We start from the raw sequence: 18,373 nt of genomic DNA, 5'->3' as shown, positions 1-18,373 counted from the left end.
GCTTGAATGTTTAGACAAGTGATTTTCATTTATAACTGGAAAAATAGTAATTCAATTCTGAATGTTTGATTTAAACATCACTCCTGACATTATTATTAGGTATCAGTGATTGATACTTATTAGAAATAATATATCCCTTAATCTTTCTTTTAAAAACAAACCATGATTTGTAGTTTGGCCAAATTAAAGAAGTTAGGGGTTTAGCTATCAGCTTTAAAATGCTCAGTAACAATCCTTTATAATTATAAAGAAATTGGGGTTTGACTTTTATCCCTTTACAAGACCAGATAATGGCATTCCAATGCTGATCAGAAAAATTACATCTATTCGCTAAATAGGCATAGAAATTAGTCCAGGAATCTTTATAACTTGTGGTAGGTATTTCTGGATTTCTACACTGGAAATTGACCAGTGCTAAGTGGCGAGATTTTTCCATTGCGTGAGAGTTACAAGACATACTACCAATTACCTGGCGATAGCCAATTAGTAACTCTGGCACAACTCGAAATTCATATTTCTCGGCAATGCGTAGATACAGATCGAAATCTTCACAGCCTTGAGCATTTTGTTCTCTAAATTGCGTATTGTAACCACCAATGTTTTCTAAACATTCACGACGGATGAGAGTAGCACTTGCATGACCGATAAAATTTATATTTGCAAATTTGAGACAAACTTTTCCTTCTTCTGTTGCGGCTCTGAGCATATTCATGGGTATGTCATTCTCATCAATGTCAATTGACCATGCATATGCTAATCCTACAGATGGAGCTGCTTTTAGCAAGCATTGTAGTTGCTTTTCAATATTCTGGGGATACCAAATATCATCAGCATCAATTGGTGCAATATATTCACCCTGAGAATGTTCAATAGCTAAATTGCGAGCCGCAGCTACTCCACCATTTGATTGTTTCAAAAGAATGATTCGATGATCTTTTTTAGCAAATGATTCGACAATTTCAGAGGTTTTATCTTGGGAACCATCATCGACCACTATGACTTCTATATTTTTATAGGTTTGGGATAAAATAGAATCTAGTGTCCTACTAATAAATATCTCTGCATTATAGGCGGCTATAATTACTGAAACTAATGGCAGATTAGTTTGACTTGGATTGGTTATTTTTCTATTCATAAATTGATTTTAAAAGGGGATATATTCCAGTTTTAGGAAGATAATGAACTCATCTTATGACTATGAAAACAAATGAGGGATATCGATGCTTTTATGTCAATCTTATTTCGAGTCATTAGCATGAATAACTAAAATGACGGGGGCAATTCCTCCCAGCCCTGACTCGCGCAGAGTTTCGCACAGAAGGATTGGTATAAGTCAGAGTTCTTGAGTCAAAAAGTTAGTAAGTATGTAAATTCTTGTCTGATAATTTTCGTATAATATCATATTATAGTAATGAATTTAACTAAGTAATCAGGTTTTTTTCCAAAAAAATTATACAGAAAATATGCTATCCAGTCTATGTAATATAAGGTTTGGTAAAATATTCGTGCAAATATCAAATATATTGTCAAAAAAATTAAATAAATTAATGACTGTCTTTTTTATTACTAAACAACTCTCAGTTGTTGTAGTTAACAAGATCAAGGTGCTGACTTAAATTCGTAGATAAGATAAAAGAGTAAAAAACTTTTCACTCCCCCACTACCCATGACCTCAACTCTGCTAAAATTCCCTCGGATAAATGCCCCAACGCTGCATCAATTGCCCAATGGCTTGACCATAGTTGCAGAGCAAATGCCAGTGGAAGCGGTGAATCTCAGTTTGTGGATCAAAGTTGGCTCGGCGGTAGAATCTGATGCGATTAATGGCATGGCTCATTTTTTAGAGCATATGATTTTCAAAGGAACCGAACGATTAGCCAGCGGTGAGTTTGAACGTCAAATTGAAGAGCGGGGTGCTGTGACTAATGCCGCCACGAGCCAAGACTATACTCATTACTATATAACCACAGCTCCCCAGGATTTTGCCGAGCTAGCCCCACTGCAAATAGATGTAGTCTGTAATGCTAGTATTCCTGATGATGCCTTTGAACGGGAACGTTTGGTGGTTTTGGAAGAAATTCGCCGTTCTGAGGATAACCCCCGGCGCAGGACGTTTAGAAGGTCAATGGAGACGGCTTTTGAACAGTTACCTTATCGCCGTCCAGTGTTGGGGCCAGAAGCGGTAATTTCTCAACTCCAAGCCCAGCAAATGCGCGATTTTCATCGTACTTGGTATCAACCCCAGTCAATTACGGCTGTCGCTGTGGGTAATTTGCCTGTGGAAGAATTAATTGCTACTGTGGCTGAGGGATTTAGCAACAGTCAAGAGTTAACAGTTAACAGTCAACAGTTAGGGGTTAATCCTGAACCTGCGTTTACAGAAATTGTGCGGCGGGAATTTATCGATGACAGTCTTCAGCAAGCGCGTTTAGTTATGGTTTGGCGGGTTCCAGGATTGGGACAACTAAATGATATTTATGGTTTGGATGTTTTAGCTGGAATTTTGGGACACGGACGGACTTCCCGATTTGTCCGGGATTTGCGGGAAGAACGGGGGCTGGTGACTTCTATTGGTGTGAGTAATATGACCAATCAGTTACAAGGGACGTTTTATATTTCTGCTAAATGTGCGGTGGAAAATTTACAGGCTGTTGAGGAGGCGATCGCTCAACATATCCGTATACTACATACAGAGTTGGTTTCAGAAACAGAAATTGCTCGTGTGCGGCGAAAGGTAGCCAATAGATATATATTCGGTAACGAAACACCAAGCGATCGCGCTGGTTTATACGGTTACTATCAATCTATGGTAGGAGATTTAGAACCAGCCTTTAACTACCCAGCCCATATTCAATCCCAAGATGCAACTGACTTAATGCAAGCAGCAAAACAGTATCTTTCCCCAGATGCTTATGGTGTAGTTGTGTTGAAACCCTAAATCAGGGAGTAGGGAGTGGGGAGTGGGGCATGAGAAAATACAGAAAAATCCTCATCCCTATTTCCCAATTTAAATATGTGGACTGAAATTGATACTCATATAAGCCAAGTAACTGGCGAAAAATTTCAAACTCAGCACAAGCGCAGTGTGAGTGGTGGCTGTATTAATCAAGGTTATGCTCTTTCTGATGGTAACTTGACTTACTTTGTCAAGCTCAATCAAGCCTCTCAAGTTGCTATGTTTGAAGCTGAAGCGCTGGGTTTAAAAGAAATGCTGGCTACAAATAGCATTCGTGTTCCCAAACCAATTTGCTGGGGTACGGCTGGAAACTCTAGCTATATAGTCTTGGAATGGCTAGAAATGGGAGGGGGTAATAGCAAATTTTCCCAAGAAATGGGACGTAAGTTAGCACAGATGCACAAAGCTACTAATAGCCAAGGTTTTGGATGGAAAATTAATAATACTATTGGTTCCACACCCCAAATTAACACCTGGACAGCAGACTGGGCAGAATTTTATACTCAACATCGCTTGAGTTATCAATTTCAGTTAGCTAGACGACGGGGTGGGAGTTTTCCCAAACAAGAGCAATTACTTGCAGCTATTCCGGAACTATTGGCAAATCATCAAGTGCAACCATCTTTAGTACATGGTGATTTATGGGGTGGAAATGCTGGGTGTACTGTGTCCGGTGAACCTGTAATATTTGATCCAGCAACTTATTTTGGTGATAGAGAAGTTGATATTGCTATGACAGAATTATTTGGTGAGTTCCCGGCTGGATTTTACCAAGGTTATCACGAAGTTTTTCCTTTAGATGCAGGTTATGAGCAGAGAAAAACCCTGTATAACCTGTATCATATTCTCAATCACTTCAATTTATTTGGCGGTGGTTATGCTTCTCAAGCCAACCGCATGATTGAGCAGATTTTAAGGTAATTAGAGGGCGGGTAAGATACCCACCCCACAAAATTTAACTCATGGTTTCGATATCGTATAAGTGGCATAGGGTGAGCAGTTTTTGTTTTAGGCGATCGCGCACATTTTCTGGCATAATCACTACACAGTCTGGCGCATACTGCATCACTTCACGGTTAAACCAAAAGGTACTGGATACACGCCTAATAACTCGCCGCACTTTGGGTTTATCTGGTAGCCATTCATTAACATTGTCTTCTAGTTTCGCTTTATAGCCAAAAGCCAAGCCACCAAATATGTGCATTTCCACCTCTACTTCATCTAAGTGAGAACGCCACTCCCCAGGAATAGAAATCACCGCCGCATCTGTAATTCTATCTAAACGCAAACACCAGTTGTGAATGAGTTCGGGGATATCAAAGTTTCCTTCTGTCTCTTCACACCAACAATCAAGATATTGCCGCTTTTCGTGGGGTGCAACCTGAGCATAACGGACGGTAAAATTAAATATACGCCCGGCTGGATCTTGATAGGAAAGCTGAAATGGGTGCTGTCGCTGGATGTAGTTATCTATTTGTAAGCGCCAAGGTGGGGGGAGATTTTCTAGGAAACTTTCGATTTCATTTCGCAGTGGGATTGATAGTTCGCTACGTTCGAGAAGCAAGTTGGCAATAATTTGGGCTTGTTCAACTTGTCCAATGTCGGTTAATGCACCAATACATCGGTGTAATGCTCTAATGCGGGCTTCTGTCCAATCATTATTATTACCGATAAGTAGCTGACGTTGAGCGATCGCTTCTACCAGTTTCGAGATATTCGGGCGATCGCCCCACATCATACCAAATTGTAGTGCGATCGCTTCTAGTTCCGCCTTATCGCGTTCTGAAATAGAGAGAGTTATTGACTGACCTTTCCGACTCATATTTATACGGACACTTTACATGGATATATCTTGCCAATCTTTATTTTGCATGGCAATATAAGAAGTAACAACCAGTTACGGACACTATTTAAGTGTATGTCCGAAGAATACAAAATTACTCTCAAGCCTGTTTATTCTCAAACCGTCCCCACACCTGACGGAGTGAAATTACCTGAAAATTGGTCGCTTTCATGGCATCAATTAGCTACTTTAGAAGCACTACGAGATCCAAATATTGAAGTAGTATTCAACACAGCTATGACAGGCGATGGAAAAAGCTTGGCTGCATATTTAGAAGTTCTGCAAGGTGAATTTTCCGCCATTGGACTTTATCCAACTAATGAACTCGCCCGTGACCAAGAAACGCAAATTAGAGGATATATTGAACAATTCCAGCCAGAAGATGAGCCGCGTGTAGTTAGACTAAGCGGGGCTGATTTAGAAAATTACGCCGAAAATGAAGGATTGAAAAAAGGGGCAGCTATTTCTACCCTCACTAGCCAAAGAGAGGTATTACTCACCAATCCTGATATTTTTCACTACTTGCATCGGGGGGCTTATATAATTCATGGCGATAGTCCAGATAAATTATGGGGTAGAATTGATAAAGATTTTGACTTATTTATTTTCGATGAATTTCACGTTTTTTCTGCTCCCCAAATTGCCAGTGTAATTAACACAATGTTGTTAATTCGTTGTACAAATCGCCGCAAAAAATTCCTGTTTCTCTCAGCCACACCAGATCCAAATTTAATTGTTAGATTAGAACAGGCTGGATTTCGTTGTCAAGTTATTAATCCTATTGCTCAAAATAAATATCAATTTCCCGAAACAGAAGAACAAGGACAGCAACTGCAAACACAGGGCTGGCGGCAGGTAGCGCGAACAATTTCGTTAAATTTTATTCCTTTAGAACCTGCTTTTAAAGCTTCGGAAACTTGGTTAAAAGAAAACAGTGATTTAATTTTGGCTCAATTTCAAAATTTTCCAGGTAGTAAAGGAGCTATTATTCTCAATTCAATTGCAGCAGTCAAACGTCTAACAGTATTTTTTCAAGAAATATTTAATCCTTATAAATTAACAGTAGGAGAAAATACCGGACTTTCTGGCAAAGCAATTAAAGAGCAAAGTTTGATGGCTGATTTAGTTATTGGTACTAGCACAATTGATGTGGGTGTTGACTTTAAAATCAATTTTCTGATTTTTGAGTCATCAGATGCAGGTAACTTTATTCAACGTTTGGGGCGATTAGGCAGACATGAAGGCTATGAGAAAAATGGTGAAATAATTAAGTTTGAAAACTTTACAGCTTTTGCCCTTGTACCTAACTTTTTAGTTGAACGTTTATTTCAGGTAGATTCACCACCCTTAGAGGTAAATAGTATTTACGAGCGTCCATGTTTTCACAATACAATTAGTGAAAATTATCGACAAATCAATGATTTTCGCGGTTATTATCGCCGTTGGGGTGCTGTACAATCATTTTGGCTGTATTATCAATTGAGCGATCGCACAATTAAACAACAGTATGCCCAAAGCCGAGAACAGTTTCAAAAAGCCTGTGAGGAAGTCTTTGGAAGCAAGCTGAAGTCCATAGCCGGACGTGTTTCAGGATGGGCGAAAGACTGGAAAGCACTGTCAGGTAAACCAGGAAATCCCATAGCTGACGATGCGGCTAGTTTTCGCGGTTCCAGTCCTTTGCAATGTGGTTTATACGATTTAACCGAAGAAAACGAAGCGGACAGGTTTAAAACCTACGATTTACCAGGTATTTTGGGAAATTTAGAAATTGAAATGTGGACAGAGGCGGGATTTGTACGGACACTTAAAGAAACCGCACAACGCACAAGACAACCCATAGCCAAAGGTAGATTTGCTCATTGTCTAGCATTTATGAAGTTGCGTTCCTACCGAGAGGAACGGCTGAACTGGAAATTTACCTATCCTGGGGACTTACAGCCAATAGCCGACGCTTGGAAAGTTCAGGTTTTAACTGGTGTGGAAATTTGGCAACCTGACAATCAATGGATTGGTGCAATTAACAAACGATTGAAGAAAGAAGGTTTGGTTTGTTATGTGATTCGCCGTCCTGTATCTGAGGTGCGGATGCGGTTACGGCTACCGATGCACTTTCAGATTTATCCCATTAGTGATCAGTATAGCTTTCATGATGTTAGTGCGCCGTATGCGATCGCCTTTGGTCACTCTGCACTGCTGCTAGATACACTCGCTTATACGTTCAAAAGCGCAGGAGATGAGATATGGGTTGTTTGAAAATTTTGTGGGAGGGTTTTAGACCGCAAATAGTAGGTCATATTTCAATCCCTAGTAGGTATTATTACTCAGTATTTAGAGTGTATGGCTTACCCTCCCATTCATACTATACCAGAGTAGGGAGAGAAGTATAAATACTCAATAAGACTTTTTAACTGGTCATGACTAACTAGTTGCTTTATCATGTGAGTATTCCTCGCAAGATAACACACTATGGTCAGCCAAAACACCGAATCGAATCAAATCACTCTGGTAGTTAACGTCAGCATATCGCTATCTATCCGTTCACACAGTGATGTGAATGCACCAACACAGGACAATTCCATACTCGATATCGACACGTTGGAAAGAATATGTACAAAAATTGACTACATAGAGAAGCAATGTAAAAATCTTGAGGCTCAAACTCAGGAGAATACAGAGTCAATAGATACATTGATATGGAGAACTCGTAATTGTGAGCATCTTTCGGATAAATACCAGGAGTTAGAAAATTTTCCAAATCCTTATTCTCTAGATGGAGATGCCTACTGTAATTCTTAAAAACAGTTTACTAACCAGAAAATGTCTGTGATCAATCTATTCACAAAACTGGAGAATGAGCAAATGCAAAGTCATAAACCCACAATTGCAGAACTTCAAGACTTAGCCTTACAACTTCCTGAGAAAATACCTTATTTAAAAATGCTAGTCCTGTTTGGTTCTAGAGCTACTGGTAACACACACGTAAATAGTGACTGGGATTTTGCTGTTTTCTGTGATGAAGAACAGCGTCAGGCTGAAATCAAAGATAATATCGGGCGGTTATTTGAATTACCTATGCTGATTGGCGAGGTATTAAACATCAATGCTGATCATATTGATATTGTAGAACTTAATCATTGCTCTGAATTAATAGCACATTTTGTTGCTCGTGATGGTCAAGTTTTGTATGAGAATGAGGTGAAAGGATTTGAGAAATTTAAACAAAAAGTATTACTGAGTAATTCAGACATAAAAAAAATTGAACATACCAAACGCAAAAATATTGAACAGTTTCTAGCAAGATGGGGTGTATGAAAAATATAGATACTGTAATTATTACAACTCGATTAGAGTTTATTGTTCGTTATCTTGAGAATTTGAAAAGATTCGAGGCGATTAGTTGGGATGATTATGTAAATAGCTTTGATACTCAACTAATTATTGAAAGACTTCTACAATTAATGACTCAAGCGGCGATAGATATCAATGACCATATATTGTCAAAGCTAAATCCTGGAAAATCGCCAACTAACTTTAAGGCTTTTATTGAACTTGGTAAATATGCTGTCATTTCAACTGAATTAGCAGCACAATTAGCACCATCAGCAGGATTAAGGAATCGGCTAGTTCATGAATATGACGATATAGATCCAAAAGAAGTTTTTAAATCAATTAGTTTCGCATTAAGACAATATCCGCTTTACGTGCGAGAAATAAATACTTATTTAATTTCATTGGATGTAGATAATGATTAAAAAAACAAAACCCAGCGAAGAAAATCAACAACTGTCTTTGTTTCAAAATCAGAATGAAGAATTAGAAGACGATTTCTTAAATCAAGACTTTGGCTTTGATGGTGACTCTTCAGACCGTACTATTGAAACTGAAGGCGAATTACTCACACTCAAGTTATTGCGAGAAGCAATTCAGTCTCAAAATCCTGATGATCAAGTAATGGCAGATTTTGCCGAGTATGTTTTACCAAACTTGCTCAAGATAGCCATTGGTGTCACGGCTAAAGGAGGTAAATTTTTTGATGAAATCGACCAACAGCGAGAAGCAGAAGGTAAAACCAAAGTTAGGCGAGATAATGCGGCTGACCAATCGCTAAATACTCACTTACTCAATGGGTTATTTCCCGCTAATTTAATCGAAAAGCGTTTAGAAAAACTCAATACCACAGTGCGGCGAGTGGTGAAAGAACGAGAACGTCGTTTAGTAATTGCTGGGTTTATTTTACATGATTTTGAAAAGTTTCCTGATGCGCCAGAAGACTGTCGCAAGTTACCGTTAACTGAACATCGGCAAATTATTGATCAAAAAGTTCGCCAGTTAGGACTTGATAAGTTTATCAACCCAGATAATTCAGAAGCTTATCGAGAGTATTTAGATGATTTATTGTGCATGGCTTATAATGCTCAACGACGCTGGGATACTAACTGGAATTTTTCGGAATTTGGCTTAAATCCAGTTCTCAAAGACCGCACCCTTCGCAGTCTGTCTGATTTAACTTGTTTAGCTGATTCCCTCGCCTCAATTGTTAAACATCCCCAAGATGCAGAAAATACCAGACTCCAAGAAATTATCCATAATCTGAGTGATGGACAGTTGAAATTTACCTATCACAGCATTGCTGAGAACCGGGGTGTTTTAACTAATGTGGTGAATAATGCTTTAATTAAAGCTCATACTAGTCTTAACACTGATGAAAATATCTATTATGAACCTTTGTTATATCTGCCAACAGGTGTAATTTATTTAGCTTTGCGTAATGCGCCACCTATTGCACAAGCAGACTTATCAGACCGTGTAGTTGATAGTATTAAATCACTTTGTTCAGGTCAATTGACGCTCAGACAAACAGGGTTTGGTAGAGATGGTAAAGGTATGAAATATGCCGAATATTACAATTTATTTTTTAATGATTTAGGTTTAATGCGTGTAGCTCTAGATGCTACATTACGTATATTGAATCCAAATAAACGTTCTGTTGCTCAAAGTCGCAGTGAAAATCTGATTAAATTTCAGCAAAAGAATGTTTTATCTGTTGATTATGATTTCAACTTTGCAGATGATATCCGCATCGACCAAATAGCCGAATTTGGTGATTTAATTAGTCGGAAGATTTGGGAAGAAACAGTTAATCGCATTGATGCTGCTAGGAAGAAAGATAAAAAACTACCAGCAGTGCCAAATTTAGATTTAATTCACAAAGTTGCAGAGTTTTGGAATTTAGCAGAATATTTACCCCCCATTCGGGAAATTCAACGCATTAATGAAAGTCTCAAAGAAAATAAGTTAAAAGGAAATACTGGCGGAGTACCGTATGAATGGTATTACCTCGCAGCGAAATATCTCGAATTTCATCCTGGGATTGAAAATGTCCGCGACACTTGTCAGCAAGTCATTGATTACTTAGCAACTTTAATTTCTCCAATTATTTCTCAGTATAAATTACCTGATGGCTGGGAAGATTTAAGGCTTTGGGTAAATCGCGTTGTGATGTTACCAAATACAAATCAAGAATTATCAACCGAAACTCAAGTTCAGACATTTTTAGAGGAGTTAAGTAACTATAATGCTGCTAAAAAACCAGGACGAGGACGGCAACTTATTTGCTCAATCTCTCACTCAGCTTACAGTGTGACTGAGCAAATGGAATCAGCAGTTTTATTTACGCCGCAAGTTTATACAAATAAGCAAATGTTAGGAGGTTCTAACGCCAAACGGAATATCTCTAGTATTGCTGGTGTGGAGATGATGCTGAGGCAAATATTGATGAATCAAACTCAAGCAGTTGGGAAACGATTTGAAGATGGTAAATATCGCTATCTCTACTTTTACCCGACTTATTACTTCACACCAGAAACTAATAAGTTTTTGCAAAAAGCTTACAACGGCATTGCTCAAACTCGCTTTGATACCAGCGTCCGCAATCATTTTATCAGTAAGGATTTACAAGCCAATTTAGACAGAGAAAATTACCAAAGTGTAGATAGTTTCTTAATTGACGAACATCTACAGGCTGACAAAGACCGCACATTTAAACTTTCTTATCCTGAAGACCAACCTTTAACATTTTACTTCATGGCATTGCCACCAGGAAGAGACGGAACTGATACAGAATCTTGGGTAATGCCAACTTGGTTAGCGTTTGCTTTCCCGATGATTCTAGATGTAAAAACTGTGGTTTCTGAGTCGCCAATTCCACCTTTTAATGATGGTGCTGAATTTGAGGAAAGTGTTTTTTTAGATAGTGCGCCTCATGCTTTCCGGGCTTTGGTAAAAAGAGATAGATTTCGTCTTGACTACATTCTAGAAGGTTGGCAAGAAAACGGTATTCAATACCCTGCACCGTTAAATGTGCTTACAGCCGCTTATGCTATTCATTTAGATGTGAATGCTAGACAAGGTAAAACTGGTTACGATGCGAACTGGGGGAGATTTACAGAACTAGCTAAGGATTTTGAAACGAGTTCTTTGTATGTGTTTGCTTATCTCAATCGTTGGGTGCGTAACCAAGGAGTAGAAACGGCACGCATTGAGAAAATTAGGCTTTATGTCTATCATTTTTACCCTTGTTTTGACCCTTATGTTAAATATGACACGAATATGGAGCAATTAATTGTGGGAGAAGAATCCAGCCTGAATCATCCTAAAAAATTAGCAGATTTATATCGCAAATTTTACCGAGCAAATAAGCGTTATAATCCCAAGTCTAATGCTGTTTTAAAACCAATCGATATCGCAGCCGAAACTATTCTCAAAGCTGAGTCAAGTGTGTTTCAAGGAGAAACATTAGTGGCAGCTGTAGCTGCGGAAGTCTTCAAACTCATGGATCGCGTTCATTCTTCGACTGCTGAAGGACGTTGGGTGATGAGTAAACGTGAGGAAGAACGACAAGCTGTTTTAGAATTTGCTAAATATTTTGTACAGGAGGTATTTGAGAAATCATTTGCAGGCGATCGCGCCCGTTTAGCAGGTCGTCAACTAAACTTAATTCGAGATACCTGTGAATTTCTTTATCGCCTTGAAGATGACAAAGAAAACGCAGAAAAACTTATAGAAACGGAATAAATCTGTTTTTTCGTACACCAATACAAAATCATTCTTTGGAGACTAATTATGTCATTTCTCAAAACTGTTGAATCCAAATTCTTTCAAGCTGAAATACCCTACAAACCAATGGGTAAATATGTCCATTTTGTGACTGTACGCATCACTGAATCTTATCCTCTCTTTCAAACAGATGGAGAATTAAATAAAGCCAGGGTAAGAGCCGGAGTCAAAGATAAAACCACAATTAGCCGTTTGTCAATGTTTAAACGCAAACAATCTACCCCAGAGCGTTTAGTTGGTCGAGAATTGCTGCGTAATTATGGCTTGATGACTGCGGAAGAATGCGAATATAACGTCAATTTTGCAATGGATAATCCTGATTGCATAATTTACGGTTTCGCTATTGGTGATTCTGGTTCAGAAAAATCTAAGGTTGTAGTAGATACCGCATTTTCAATTACTGCTTTTGATCAATCACACGAAACATTTACTCTTAACGCTCCCTACGAAAATGGTACAATGGCTTCTAAGGGTGAAAATGGTTCTAAACCAGGTGAAGTTACCAGTCGAATTAATCAGCAAGACCATATTAGACCACAGGTTTTCTTCCCTAGTATCGTTACCCTCAAAGACCCCACTGAAGCTAGCTTTCTTTACGTTTTTAATAATATCCTCAGAACTCGCCACTATGGAGCGCAGACTACCCGTACAGGTCGCGTGAGAAATGAGTTGATTGGTGTTGTATTTGCAGATGGAGAAATTACCAGTAATCTCCGTTGGACTCAAGCAATATATGATCAAATGAAAGCGCAAAATGCAATTAATCCTCCTGATCCTTTGGATGAAGATGATGTAATTACTGCTGCTAAAAGTGCAATTGAGGCTTTAATGGCTGATGAGTTTATTGTGCATACTGATTTCATTGGTGATGCTTTTTCACCTCTGTTAAATGAAGTTAAGAAGCTTGTGGGTGACGAAACAGGAATTAAGGCAGTTTTACAAAAAGCTGATGCAGAAGCTAAAAATTATGCCAGTACACATATTAGCAAAAAGAAACCTGCGGCTAAGGCTAAGTAACAGCTATGGCTATAATCTATCGATGTCAATTAGAACTACATGACAGCCTCTATTTTGCTACTCGTGAAATTGGGAGACTCTACGAAACCGAGCCAATAATTCACAATTATGCTCTTTGTTATGCACTGGGTTTAGTTGATAGTGAAATCTACTCTACTACCGTGGCTGAAGAACATTCCTATCGCTACTTTTGCCCTGAACAAGTGCCAAAATATGAGGAGCATTTAACACCACTCAATGCACAGGAAATTTACATTACTCCGGCTCGTTCTATCAAACATTCAGCCATTCTCAACACCTGGAAGTATGCTAACAACAACTACCATGTTGAAATGGAGAAAACGCAGAAGAATATCCCTAGTTTTGGGAGAGCAAAGGAAATTGCACCAGAAAGTCAATTTGAGTTTTTCGTGATTTCTAAAAAACAAATCAAATTACCAAAGTGGATTCGTTTGGGTAAATGGATGAGTAAGGCTGAGGTGACGGTTGCAGAGTTGCCTAAATCTAAAAGTTTTTCAGGTGTATTTACTTGTAAATATCCTTTAAATCCTTTAGATGTGATGTTTACTCATCAAGTTATTAGCTATGATGTGGTAAATATGCCTCCTGTTAGTTTGATTCAAAATGTGCAAATGCGCGGTGAATATTATCAGTTTGAGGGTATTTCAGAATTAAAGCTTCCGGCTAAAATGGAATATCGTTTTCAAGGTTAATCATTTGGCTTCTTGCAAAGGTCTTTTTTAGAAAGTTGAAACTGCGGTTTCAGTTAATAAATCAGTGCTTTTGCAGGAGGCGCATTCACAAGGTTGATGCAAAGGAATGAAGTTCTCTTTATTCTATTTGTGTTGTGAAGATGAACGAACCGCCAAGTCGCCAAGTTCGCCAAGGAAAGAAGAAGAAGTTTTTAGGTTCACGCGGAAGTGTGTCTGCAAGATTTATGATTACTGGTAGATATTTATTTTATTCTTCTATCGCTCTCTATATTCACTGTGAAACACTTTCAACAACAACCAAACGTTTTTTCTAGCGAATATCTGAATAATTTATGGGGAGAAATTCAAGCTTGTCGTTATTTTGCTATCAATAATCTCAACCGCGATTTTGTCGGGACGAAGGGATTTTCTGTAGTGTTCAGGCGATCGCACATTTCCACTGTAGAACAAAAGTTTCCCTATTTCAAATTATACCTCGATTTGGCTCTGCAAGCGGGTTGTAATGCATTTTACCTCAATCCGTTACAACTGAAGGAAGGTTCCCGTGTAGACCCGCACATTGACCGCTCGTTGCGTTCTTACTGCAAAACCGTGGAACCCCCAGCCGTTGTCAGCGTTCTTTATGTGCGCTTACCTGAAAATATGGAAGGGGGAGAATTGGTTCTGAAGTCGCATAAACGCCAACTGGGACAAATTAAGCCCCAAGCAAATACTTTAGTTTACTTTCAAGGTGATTTAACTCACTCCGTCAATGCTGTGAAAACACCGGGAAATCGCTTGAGTTTGGTTTGTGAACAGTATAGTTTGAGTGCAGCGGAACTCGCAGAAATACCAGAATTTACTGTTGAGTCTAGAATTGCTCAGTCCACAACAAAAAAACGCAAGTAAATTTCCGACTTTTAAATCCTAACCCACTTCCCAATTACGAATTACGAATTACGAATTACGAATTATTGAAAATATGCCTCATAGCTTAGTTCTCAACCTACTTCCGCAATCGTCTATCCCTTCTCAGTTTCTCACAGGGAGACATCTGCACGCACTATTTTTGACCCTTGTTAGTTCCGTAGATCGCACATTAGGCGATCGCCTACATGATTCTACCGCAGATAAAGCCTTCACCCTCTCACCCCTACAAACTAATTTCCCGTCTCAGGGAACTAGGGGAATATCCAAACTCCAACACTCACATCAACAACCCATATCCGCCGGAACCCCTTGTTGGTGGCGCGTTTCTCTCTTAGATGACACACTATTTAGCCAACTTACCCAACTATGGCTGAATCTTAACCCCAATCATCCTTGGCATCTTGGCCCTGCTGACTTGTATATTACCAGCATTCAAGGCACACCCCAATCTACCCAACCCTGGGCAAATGCCTGTAGCTACACTCAATTATACGAGCAAGCCAGCGATCGCGATCGCTCCATTGACTTTATCTTCTCCACACCTACCGCCTTTCGCCAAGGAAAATTTGATACCACCCTCCCCACCAGAGAATGTGTTTTCAATTCCCTGCTTTCCCGGTGGAATAAATATAGTGGAATTGAATTTTCTCAAAATTCCATTGAGTCAATATTTCCCTCTTTTGTCAACATTCGTACAGAAATATTAGCAGACTCCCGCAGCAAATTTATTGGCATTGTCGGAGAAGTTAATTATCGCATTTTAGGTGAGATTGAACCCATACAAATAAAGCAAATTAACACCTTGGCTAACTTTGCCTTATATACAGGTGTAGGAAGAAAAACACCAATGGGTATGGGTATGATACGACGTTCATATCATTGACAATTACGAATTACGAATTACGAATTACGAATTATGAATTACGAATATATCCAAATTGCAGCGTTGAACCAATACGCCTATTGTTCCCATCGCTGCTGGAGGATGTTTTGTGCTGGCGAATTTACCGATAATCAATACACAATTGAAGGTACAGCTTTACATGACCGAGTTCACACCACAGGCGATATTGACAAAGAAGATACTTGGCAAATTCGAGCGATTTATCTGAAATCAGAAAAATATAAACTCATTGGTAAATCTGACTTAATCGAAGTCGTATCAGGTGAATATTATCCAATCGAATACAAACGCGGACGTAAAGGTGAATGGGATAACGACGAATTGCAAGTTTGCGCCCAAGCATTATGTTTAGAAGAAATGACAGGGCAAAATATCAACATCGGATATATCTATTATGCTCATTCCCATCAACGACAATTAGTCGAGATTAATCAAGAACTTAGAGACAGTGCGATCGCTACCATTGAAGCCGTCACAAATTTACTTGAAACTGGCACAATGCCACCACCATCTTACAGTAAAAGGTGCAAAGGTTGTAGTCTTTATTCGCAATGTTTGCCCAAAGCATCTGACAAGTTAAGAAACTATCAAGAAGCCAATTAACTTTTCAACTTTTGCAACTTCGCAGAAAATACAACCTTGACTACCACATCAAATACACCTCTGCAAATTATAACTCTTGTGGGGTGGGCATCTTGCCCGCCCTAGTATATCAGTCAATATTGGAGAAAATCATGGGAACAATTTACGTCACACAAGAAGAAGCCTATATTGGCAAAGTTGATGAAAGTCTGAATATCAAAGCTGATAAAAAAACAGTTTTAGATGTACCTCTGATTAAAGTTGATGGCTTAGTCATAATGGGGAGAGCTAATATTTCACCGGCGGCTATTTCCGAACTGATGAGCAGAAAAATTCCCATCACTTATCTCAACTTTAATGGGAAATTTATCGCCAGTTTAGAACCAGATATGGGTAAAAATATTTTCGTTCGTAATGCTCAATGGAAAGCCGCCGGCGAATCCGCACAAGCAATCCATGTAACTCAAGGTTTTGTCAGGGGAAAACTCAAGAATTACCGCCAATCTTTATTACTAGCACAACGCCGTTATGACTTAGATTTAAATTCTAATATTACTCAATTATCTAACGCGATCGCATCTCTAGATCAAGCCAAATCAATTAATTCTCTCAGAGGTTATGAAGGTGCTGGAAGTGCAGCCTATTTTGGCTGTTTTAATCAACTAATTCGCGTCGATAACTTTAGCTTTTCAACCCGTAACCGTCGCCCTGCTACAGACTCGGTTAACTCACTTTTGAATTTAGGTTATTCCCTACTGCGTCACGATATCCAAGGCGCTTTAAATATTATTGGTTTTGACCCTTATTTAGGATACCTGCACACAGAGCGATATGGTAGACCTTCATTAGCACTAGATTTAATGGAAGAGTTTCGACCTTTAATAGTAGATGCTGTAGTTTTAGCTGCAATTAATCGCCGGATGCTTGCACCAAAAGACTTTATTACTGAACCTGTTAGTGGTGCTGTTTCACTCACTAAAGAAGGACTACATCTGTTTCTGCGGCTATATCAAGAAAAGAAGCTGAGTAAATTTAAACATCCAGTCATGCAGAAACAATATACCTATCAAGAATCCTTTGAAATTCAAGGCCGTTTCCTCGCTAAATATCTCCTGGGAGAAATTAACCAATATCCCCCATTAGTCATGAGGTAAAGTCAATCACCATGTTTGTAGTAATTTCCTACGATATATCAGAAGACAAGCGCCGCACCAAAATTCATAAAATTCTCAAATCTTACGGACAGTGGATGCAATATTCTGTGTTTGAGTGCGACTTGACCAAGACTCAGTATGCTAAACTGCGATCGCGCTTGTCTAAAATCATCAAACCCAACGAAGACAACATCCGCTTTTATTTCCTCTGTGCTTGCTGTCAGGGAAAAGTTGAGCGTATCGGCGGTGATATGCCAAGAGACACCACAGTATTTTTTGCCTGAATTTTGCGTCAACCAGTAGGTGTTTTTTTGAACATTGAAAATTTTACGCCTGAAATCCTTACTTCATCTGGCTTTGAACCCTCTCACACCTAAATTGAGGTTGACGCAAACCCCCAAAGCCTTGCTATTAAAGCTTTTGAGCTATTTTTAAAATTTCTATCTTGACAACCCAATCGCTGAAAAGCTATATTCACTTTAGGTTGACGAAACAGCACCTTGAAAACCAAATATATCAACGCTTTCAGATGCGGGCGGTTCCAATTACTAATAATCCCTATCAGGGATTGAAACTTTGCGGATCAAGCCCGCGCGATCGCTATTTGGTTCCAATTACTAATAATCCCTATCAGGGATTGAAACACTGGCGTGGATAGCCACTACTTTTAAGGGAATATCGTTCCAATTACTAATAATCCCTATCAGGGATTGAAACCGCGCACGTTTTAAAAGCTGCGCTCTTCCAGATGAGTTCCAATTACTAATAATCCCTATCAGGGATTGAAACCTGAAGGAGGATGTGCAATAGCGCATTCCTGGCAGTTCCAATTACTAATAATCCCTATCAGGGATTGAAACATCCCTCGCGACCCTTACCAGTTCCCAGCTATTCAAGGTTCCAATTACTAATAATCCCTATCAGGGATTGAAACAATTTGATAATGAAGGATGGTAAGAAATCTAGCGTTCCAATTACTAATAATCCCTATCAGGGATTGAAACACGCTCTCACCTGCGCCTCTGTTAGTTCTTTCCTGTTCCAATTACTAATAATCCCTATCAGGGATTGAAACTACCATCACCTAATTTATCAGCTAGAAAATCAGTAGTTCCAATTACTAATAATCCCTATCAGGGATTGAAACCTGGAAGGGTATGTTTTGAGAGGGGTTTTACT

At 39.0% G+C, this 18,373-nt stretch carries 15 protein-coding genes and 1 CRISPR repeat array (1 of these 16 running past the window's edge); of the genes, 13 read left to right on the top strand and 2 right to left on the bottom strand.

Annotation, left to right across the window (positions count from 1 at the left end; genetic code table 11):
- Positions 1-70: 70 nt before the first annotated feature.
- Positions 71-1,135 (bottom strand): glycosyltransferase family 2 protein, encoded by a 1,065-nt coding sequence (locus tag AACX33_RS21450; protein WP_193997313.1) that lies wholly within the window; start codon positions 1,133-1,135, stop codon positions 71-73.
- A gap of 531 nt (positions 1,136-1,666) precedes the next feature.
- Here AACX33_RS21450 and AACX33_RS21445 point away from each other — a divergent pair.
- Both AACX33_RS21445 and AACX33_RS21440 read left to right on the top strand, forming a co-directional pair.
- Positions 1,667-2,938 (top strand): M16 family metallopeptidase, encoded by a 1,272-nt coding sequence (locus AACX33_RS21445; RefSeq protein ID WP_193997314.1) that lies wholly within the window; start codon positions 1,667-1,669, stop codon positions 2,936-2,938.
- A 75-nt stretch (positions 2,939-3,013) separates the two neighbouring features.
- Positions 3,014-3,877: a fructosamine kinase family protein gene (locus tag AACX33_RS21440; RefSeq protein ID WP_193997315.1), complete on the top strand. Its 864-nt coding sequence runs from the start codon at positions 3,014-3,016 to the stop codon at positions 3,875-3,877.
- A gap of 34 nt (positions 3,878-3,911) precedes the next feature.
- Here the strand turns inward: AACX33_RS21440 and AACX33_RS21435 are convergent, their stop codons facing one another.
- Positions 3,912-4,778 (bottom strand): WYL domain-containing protein, encoded by an 867-nt coding sequence (locus AACX33_RS21435; RefSeq protein WP_193997316.1) that lies wholly within the window; start codon positions 4,776-4,778, stop codon positions 3,912-3,914.
- A gap of 96 nt (positions 4,779-4,874) precedes the next feature.
- Between AACX33_RS21435 and cas3 the strand changes: the two genes are divergently transcribed.
- The 11 genes from cas3 to cas2 all read left to right on the top strand — a co-directional run bounded on the left by cas3 (position 4,875) and on the right by cas2 (position 17,478).
- Positions 4,875-7,052: a type I-D CRISPR-associated helicase Cas3' gene (gene cas3 / locus AACX33_RS21430; protein ID WP_193997317.1), complete on the top strand. Its 2,178-nt coding sequence runs from the start codon at positions 4,875-4,877 to the stop codon at positions 7,050-7,052.
- Between the two features lie 606 nt (positions 7,053-7,658).
- A complete protein-coding gene (mntA, locus tag AACX33_RS21425) occupies positions 7,659-8,111 on the top strand; it encodes a type VII toxin-antitoxin system MntA family adenylyltransferase antitoxin (RefSeq protein WP_193997318.1) in 453 nt (150 codons plus the stop codon).
- Positions 8,108-8,551, top strand: coding sequence for a type VII toxin-antitoxin system HepT family RNase toxin (gene hepT / locus AACX33_RS21420; protein WP_193997319.1), 444 nt, complete (start codon positions 8,108-8,110; stop codon positions 8,549-8,551). Before mntA ends, hepT begins: the two co-directional genes overlap by 4 nt.
- Positions 8,544-11,873, top strand: coding sequence for a type I-D CRISPR-associated protein Cas10d/Csc3 (gene cas10d / locus AACX33_RS21415; protein WP_193997320.1), 3,330 nt, complete (start codon positions 8,544-8,546; stop codon positions 11,871-11,873). The genes hepT and cas10d overlap by 8 nt, the downstream gene beginning before the upstream one ends.
- A gap of 48 nt (positions 11,874-11,921) precedes the next feature.
- Positions 11,922-12,932 carry a type I-D CRISPR-associated protein Cas7/Csc2 gene (cas7d, locus tag AACX33_RS21410; protein WP_193997321.1) on the top strand — a complete coding sequence of 337 codons (1,011 nt, stop codon included), beginning with the start codon at positions 11,922-11,924 and terminating at the stop codon, positions 12,930-12,932.
- 5 nt (positions 12,933-12,937) lie between these two features.
- Entirely contained in the window at positions 12,938-13,645 is a 708-nt protein-coding gene (cas5d, locus tag AACX33_RS21405; protein ID WP_193997322.1) for a type I-D CRISPR-associated protein Cas5/Csc1, read from the top strand.
- A gap of 276 nt (positions 13,646-13,921) precedes the next feature.
- Positions 13,922-14,533: a 2OG-Fe(II) oxygenase gene (locus tag AACX33_RS21400; RefSeq protein ID WP_193997323.1), complete on the top strand. Its 612-nt coding sequence runs from the start codon at positions 13,922-13,924 to the stop codon at positions 14,531-14,533.
- Positions 14,534-14,606: 73 nt separating this feature from the next.
- Positions 14,607-15,437, top strand: a complete 831-nt coding sequence (gene cas6, locus AACX33_RS21395) for a CRISPR-associated endoribonuclease Cas6 (protein WP_193997324.1) — start codon at positions 14,607-14,609, stop codon at positions 15,435-15,437.
- A 33-nt stretch (positions 15,438-15,470) separates the two neighbouring features.
- Entirely contained in the window at positions 15,471-16,061 is a 591-nt protein-coding gene (cas4, locus tag AACX33_RS21390; protein ID WP_193997325.1) for a CRISPR-associated protein Cas4, read from the top strand.
- A 131-nt stretch (positions 16,062-16,192) separates the two neighbouring features.
- Entirely contained in the window at positions 16,193-17,194 is a 1,002-nt protein-coding gene (gene cas1d, locus AACX33_RS21385; RefSeq protein WP_193997326.1) for a type I-D CRISPR-associated endonuclease Cas1d, read from the top strand.
- A gap of 11 nt (positions 17,195-17,205) precedes the next feature.
- Positions 17,206-17,478 carry a CRISPR-associated endonuclease Cas2 gene (gene cas2, locus AACX33_RS21380; RefSeq protein ID WP_193997327.1) on the top strand — a complete coding sequence of 91 codons (273 nt, stop codon included), beginning with the start codon at positions 17,206-17,208 and terminating at the stop codon, positions 17,476-17,478.
- 254 nt (positions 17,479-17,732) lie between these two features.
- Positions 17,733-18,373: direct repeats of the CRISPR family, unit length 37 nt; unit sequence GTTCCAATTACTAATAATCCCTATCAGGGATTGAAAC (it continues 41 nt past the right edge of the window).

Source organism: Nodularia sp. LEGE 04288 (genome assembly GCF_963896525.1).
Taxonomy (GTDB): domain Bacteria; phylum Cyanobacteriota; class Cyanobacteriia; order Cyanobacteriales; family Nostocaceae; genus Nodularia.
The sequence above is the reverse complement of the archived record's forward strand: the minus strand, read 5'-3'. Positions and strand labels throughout refer to the sequence as shown.

What these genes read in the sequence shown, in the direction of transcription:
- mntA (WP_193997318.1), top strand. Translation starts at nt 7,659, where the DNA reads ATGCAAAGTCATAAACCCACAATTGCAGAACTTCAAGACTTAGCCTTA.
- cas2 (WP_193997327.1), top strand. Translation starts at nt 17,206, where the DNA reads ATGTTTGTAGTAATTTCCTACGATATATCAGAAGACAAGCGCCGCACC.
- cas3 (WP_193997317.1), top strand. Translation starts at nt 4,875, where the DNA reads ATGTCCGAAGAATACAAAATTACTCTCAAGCCTGTTTATTCTCAAACC.
- AACX33_RS21435 (WP_193997316.1), bottom strand. Translation starts at nt 4,778, where the DNA reads ATGAGTCGGAAAGGTCAGTCAATAACTCTCTCTATTTCAGAACGCGAT.
- AACX33_RS21450 (WP_193997313.1), bottom strand. Translation starts at nt 1,135, where the DNA reads ATGAATAGAAAAATAACCAATCCAAGTCAAACTAATCTGCCATTAGTT.
- cas6 (WP_193997324.1), top strand. Translation starts at nt 14,607, where the DNA reads ATGCCTCATAGCTTAGTTCTCAACCTACTTCCGCAATCGTCTATCCCT.
- cas4 (WP_193997325.1), top strand. Translation starts at nt 15,471, where the DNA reads ATGAATTACGAATATATCCAAATTGCAGCGTTGAACCAATACGCCTAT.
- cas1d (WP_193997326.1), top strand. Translation starts at nt 16,193, where the DNA reads ATGGGAACAATTTACGTCACACAAGAAGAAGCCTATATTGGCAAAGTT.
- cas7d (WP_193997321.1), top strand. Translation starts at nt 11,922, where the DNA reads ATGTCATTTCTCAAAACTGTTGAATCCAAATTCTTTCAAGCTGAAATA.
- AACX33_RS21440 (WP_193997315.1), top strand. Translation starts at nt 3,014, where the DNA reads ATGTGGACTGAAATTGATACTCATATAAGCCAAGTAACTGGCGAAAAA.
- hepT (WP_193997319.1), top strand. Translation starts at nt 8,108, where the DNA reads ATGAAAAATATAGATACTGTAATTATTACAACTCGATTAGAGTTTATT.
- cas5d (WP_193997322.1), top strand. Translation starts at nt 12,938, where the DNA reads ATGGCTATAATCTATCGATGTCAATTAGAACTACATGACAGCCTCTAT.
- AACX33_RS21445 (WP_193997314.1), top strand. Translation starts at nt 1,667, where the DNA reads ATGACCTCAACTCTGCTAAAATTCCCTCGGATAAATGCCCCAACGCTG.
- cas10d (WP_193997320.1), top strand. Translation starts at nt 8,544, where the DNA reads ATGATTAAAAAAACAAAACCCAGCGAAGAAAATCAACAACTGTCTTTG.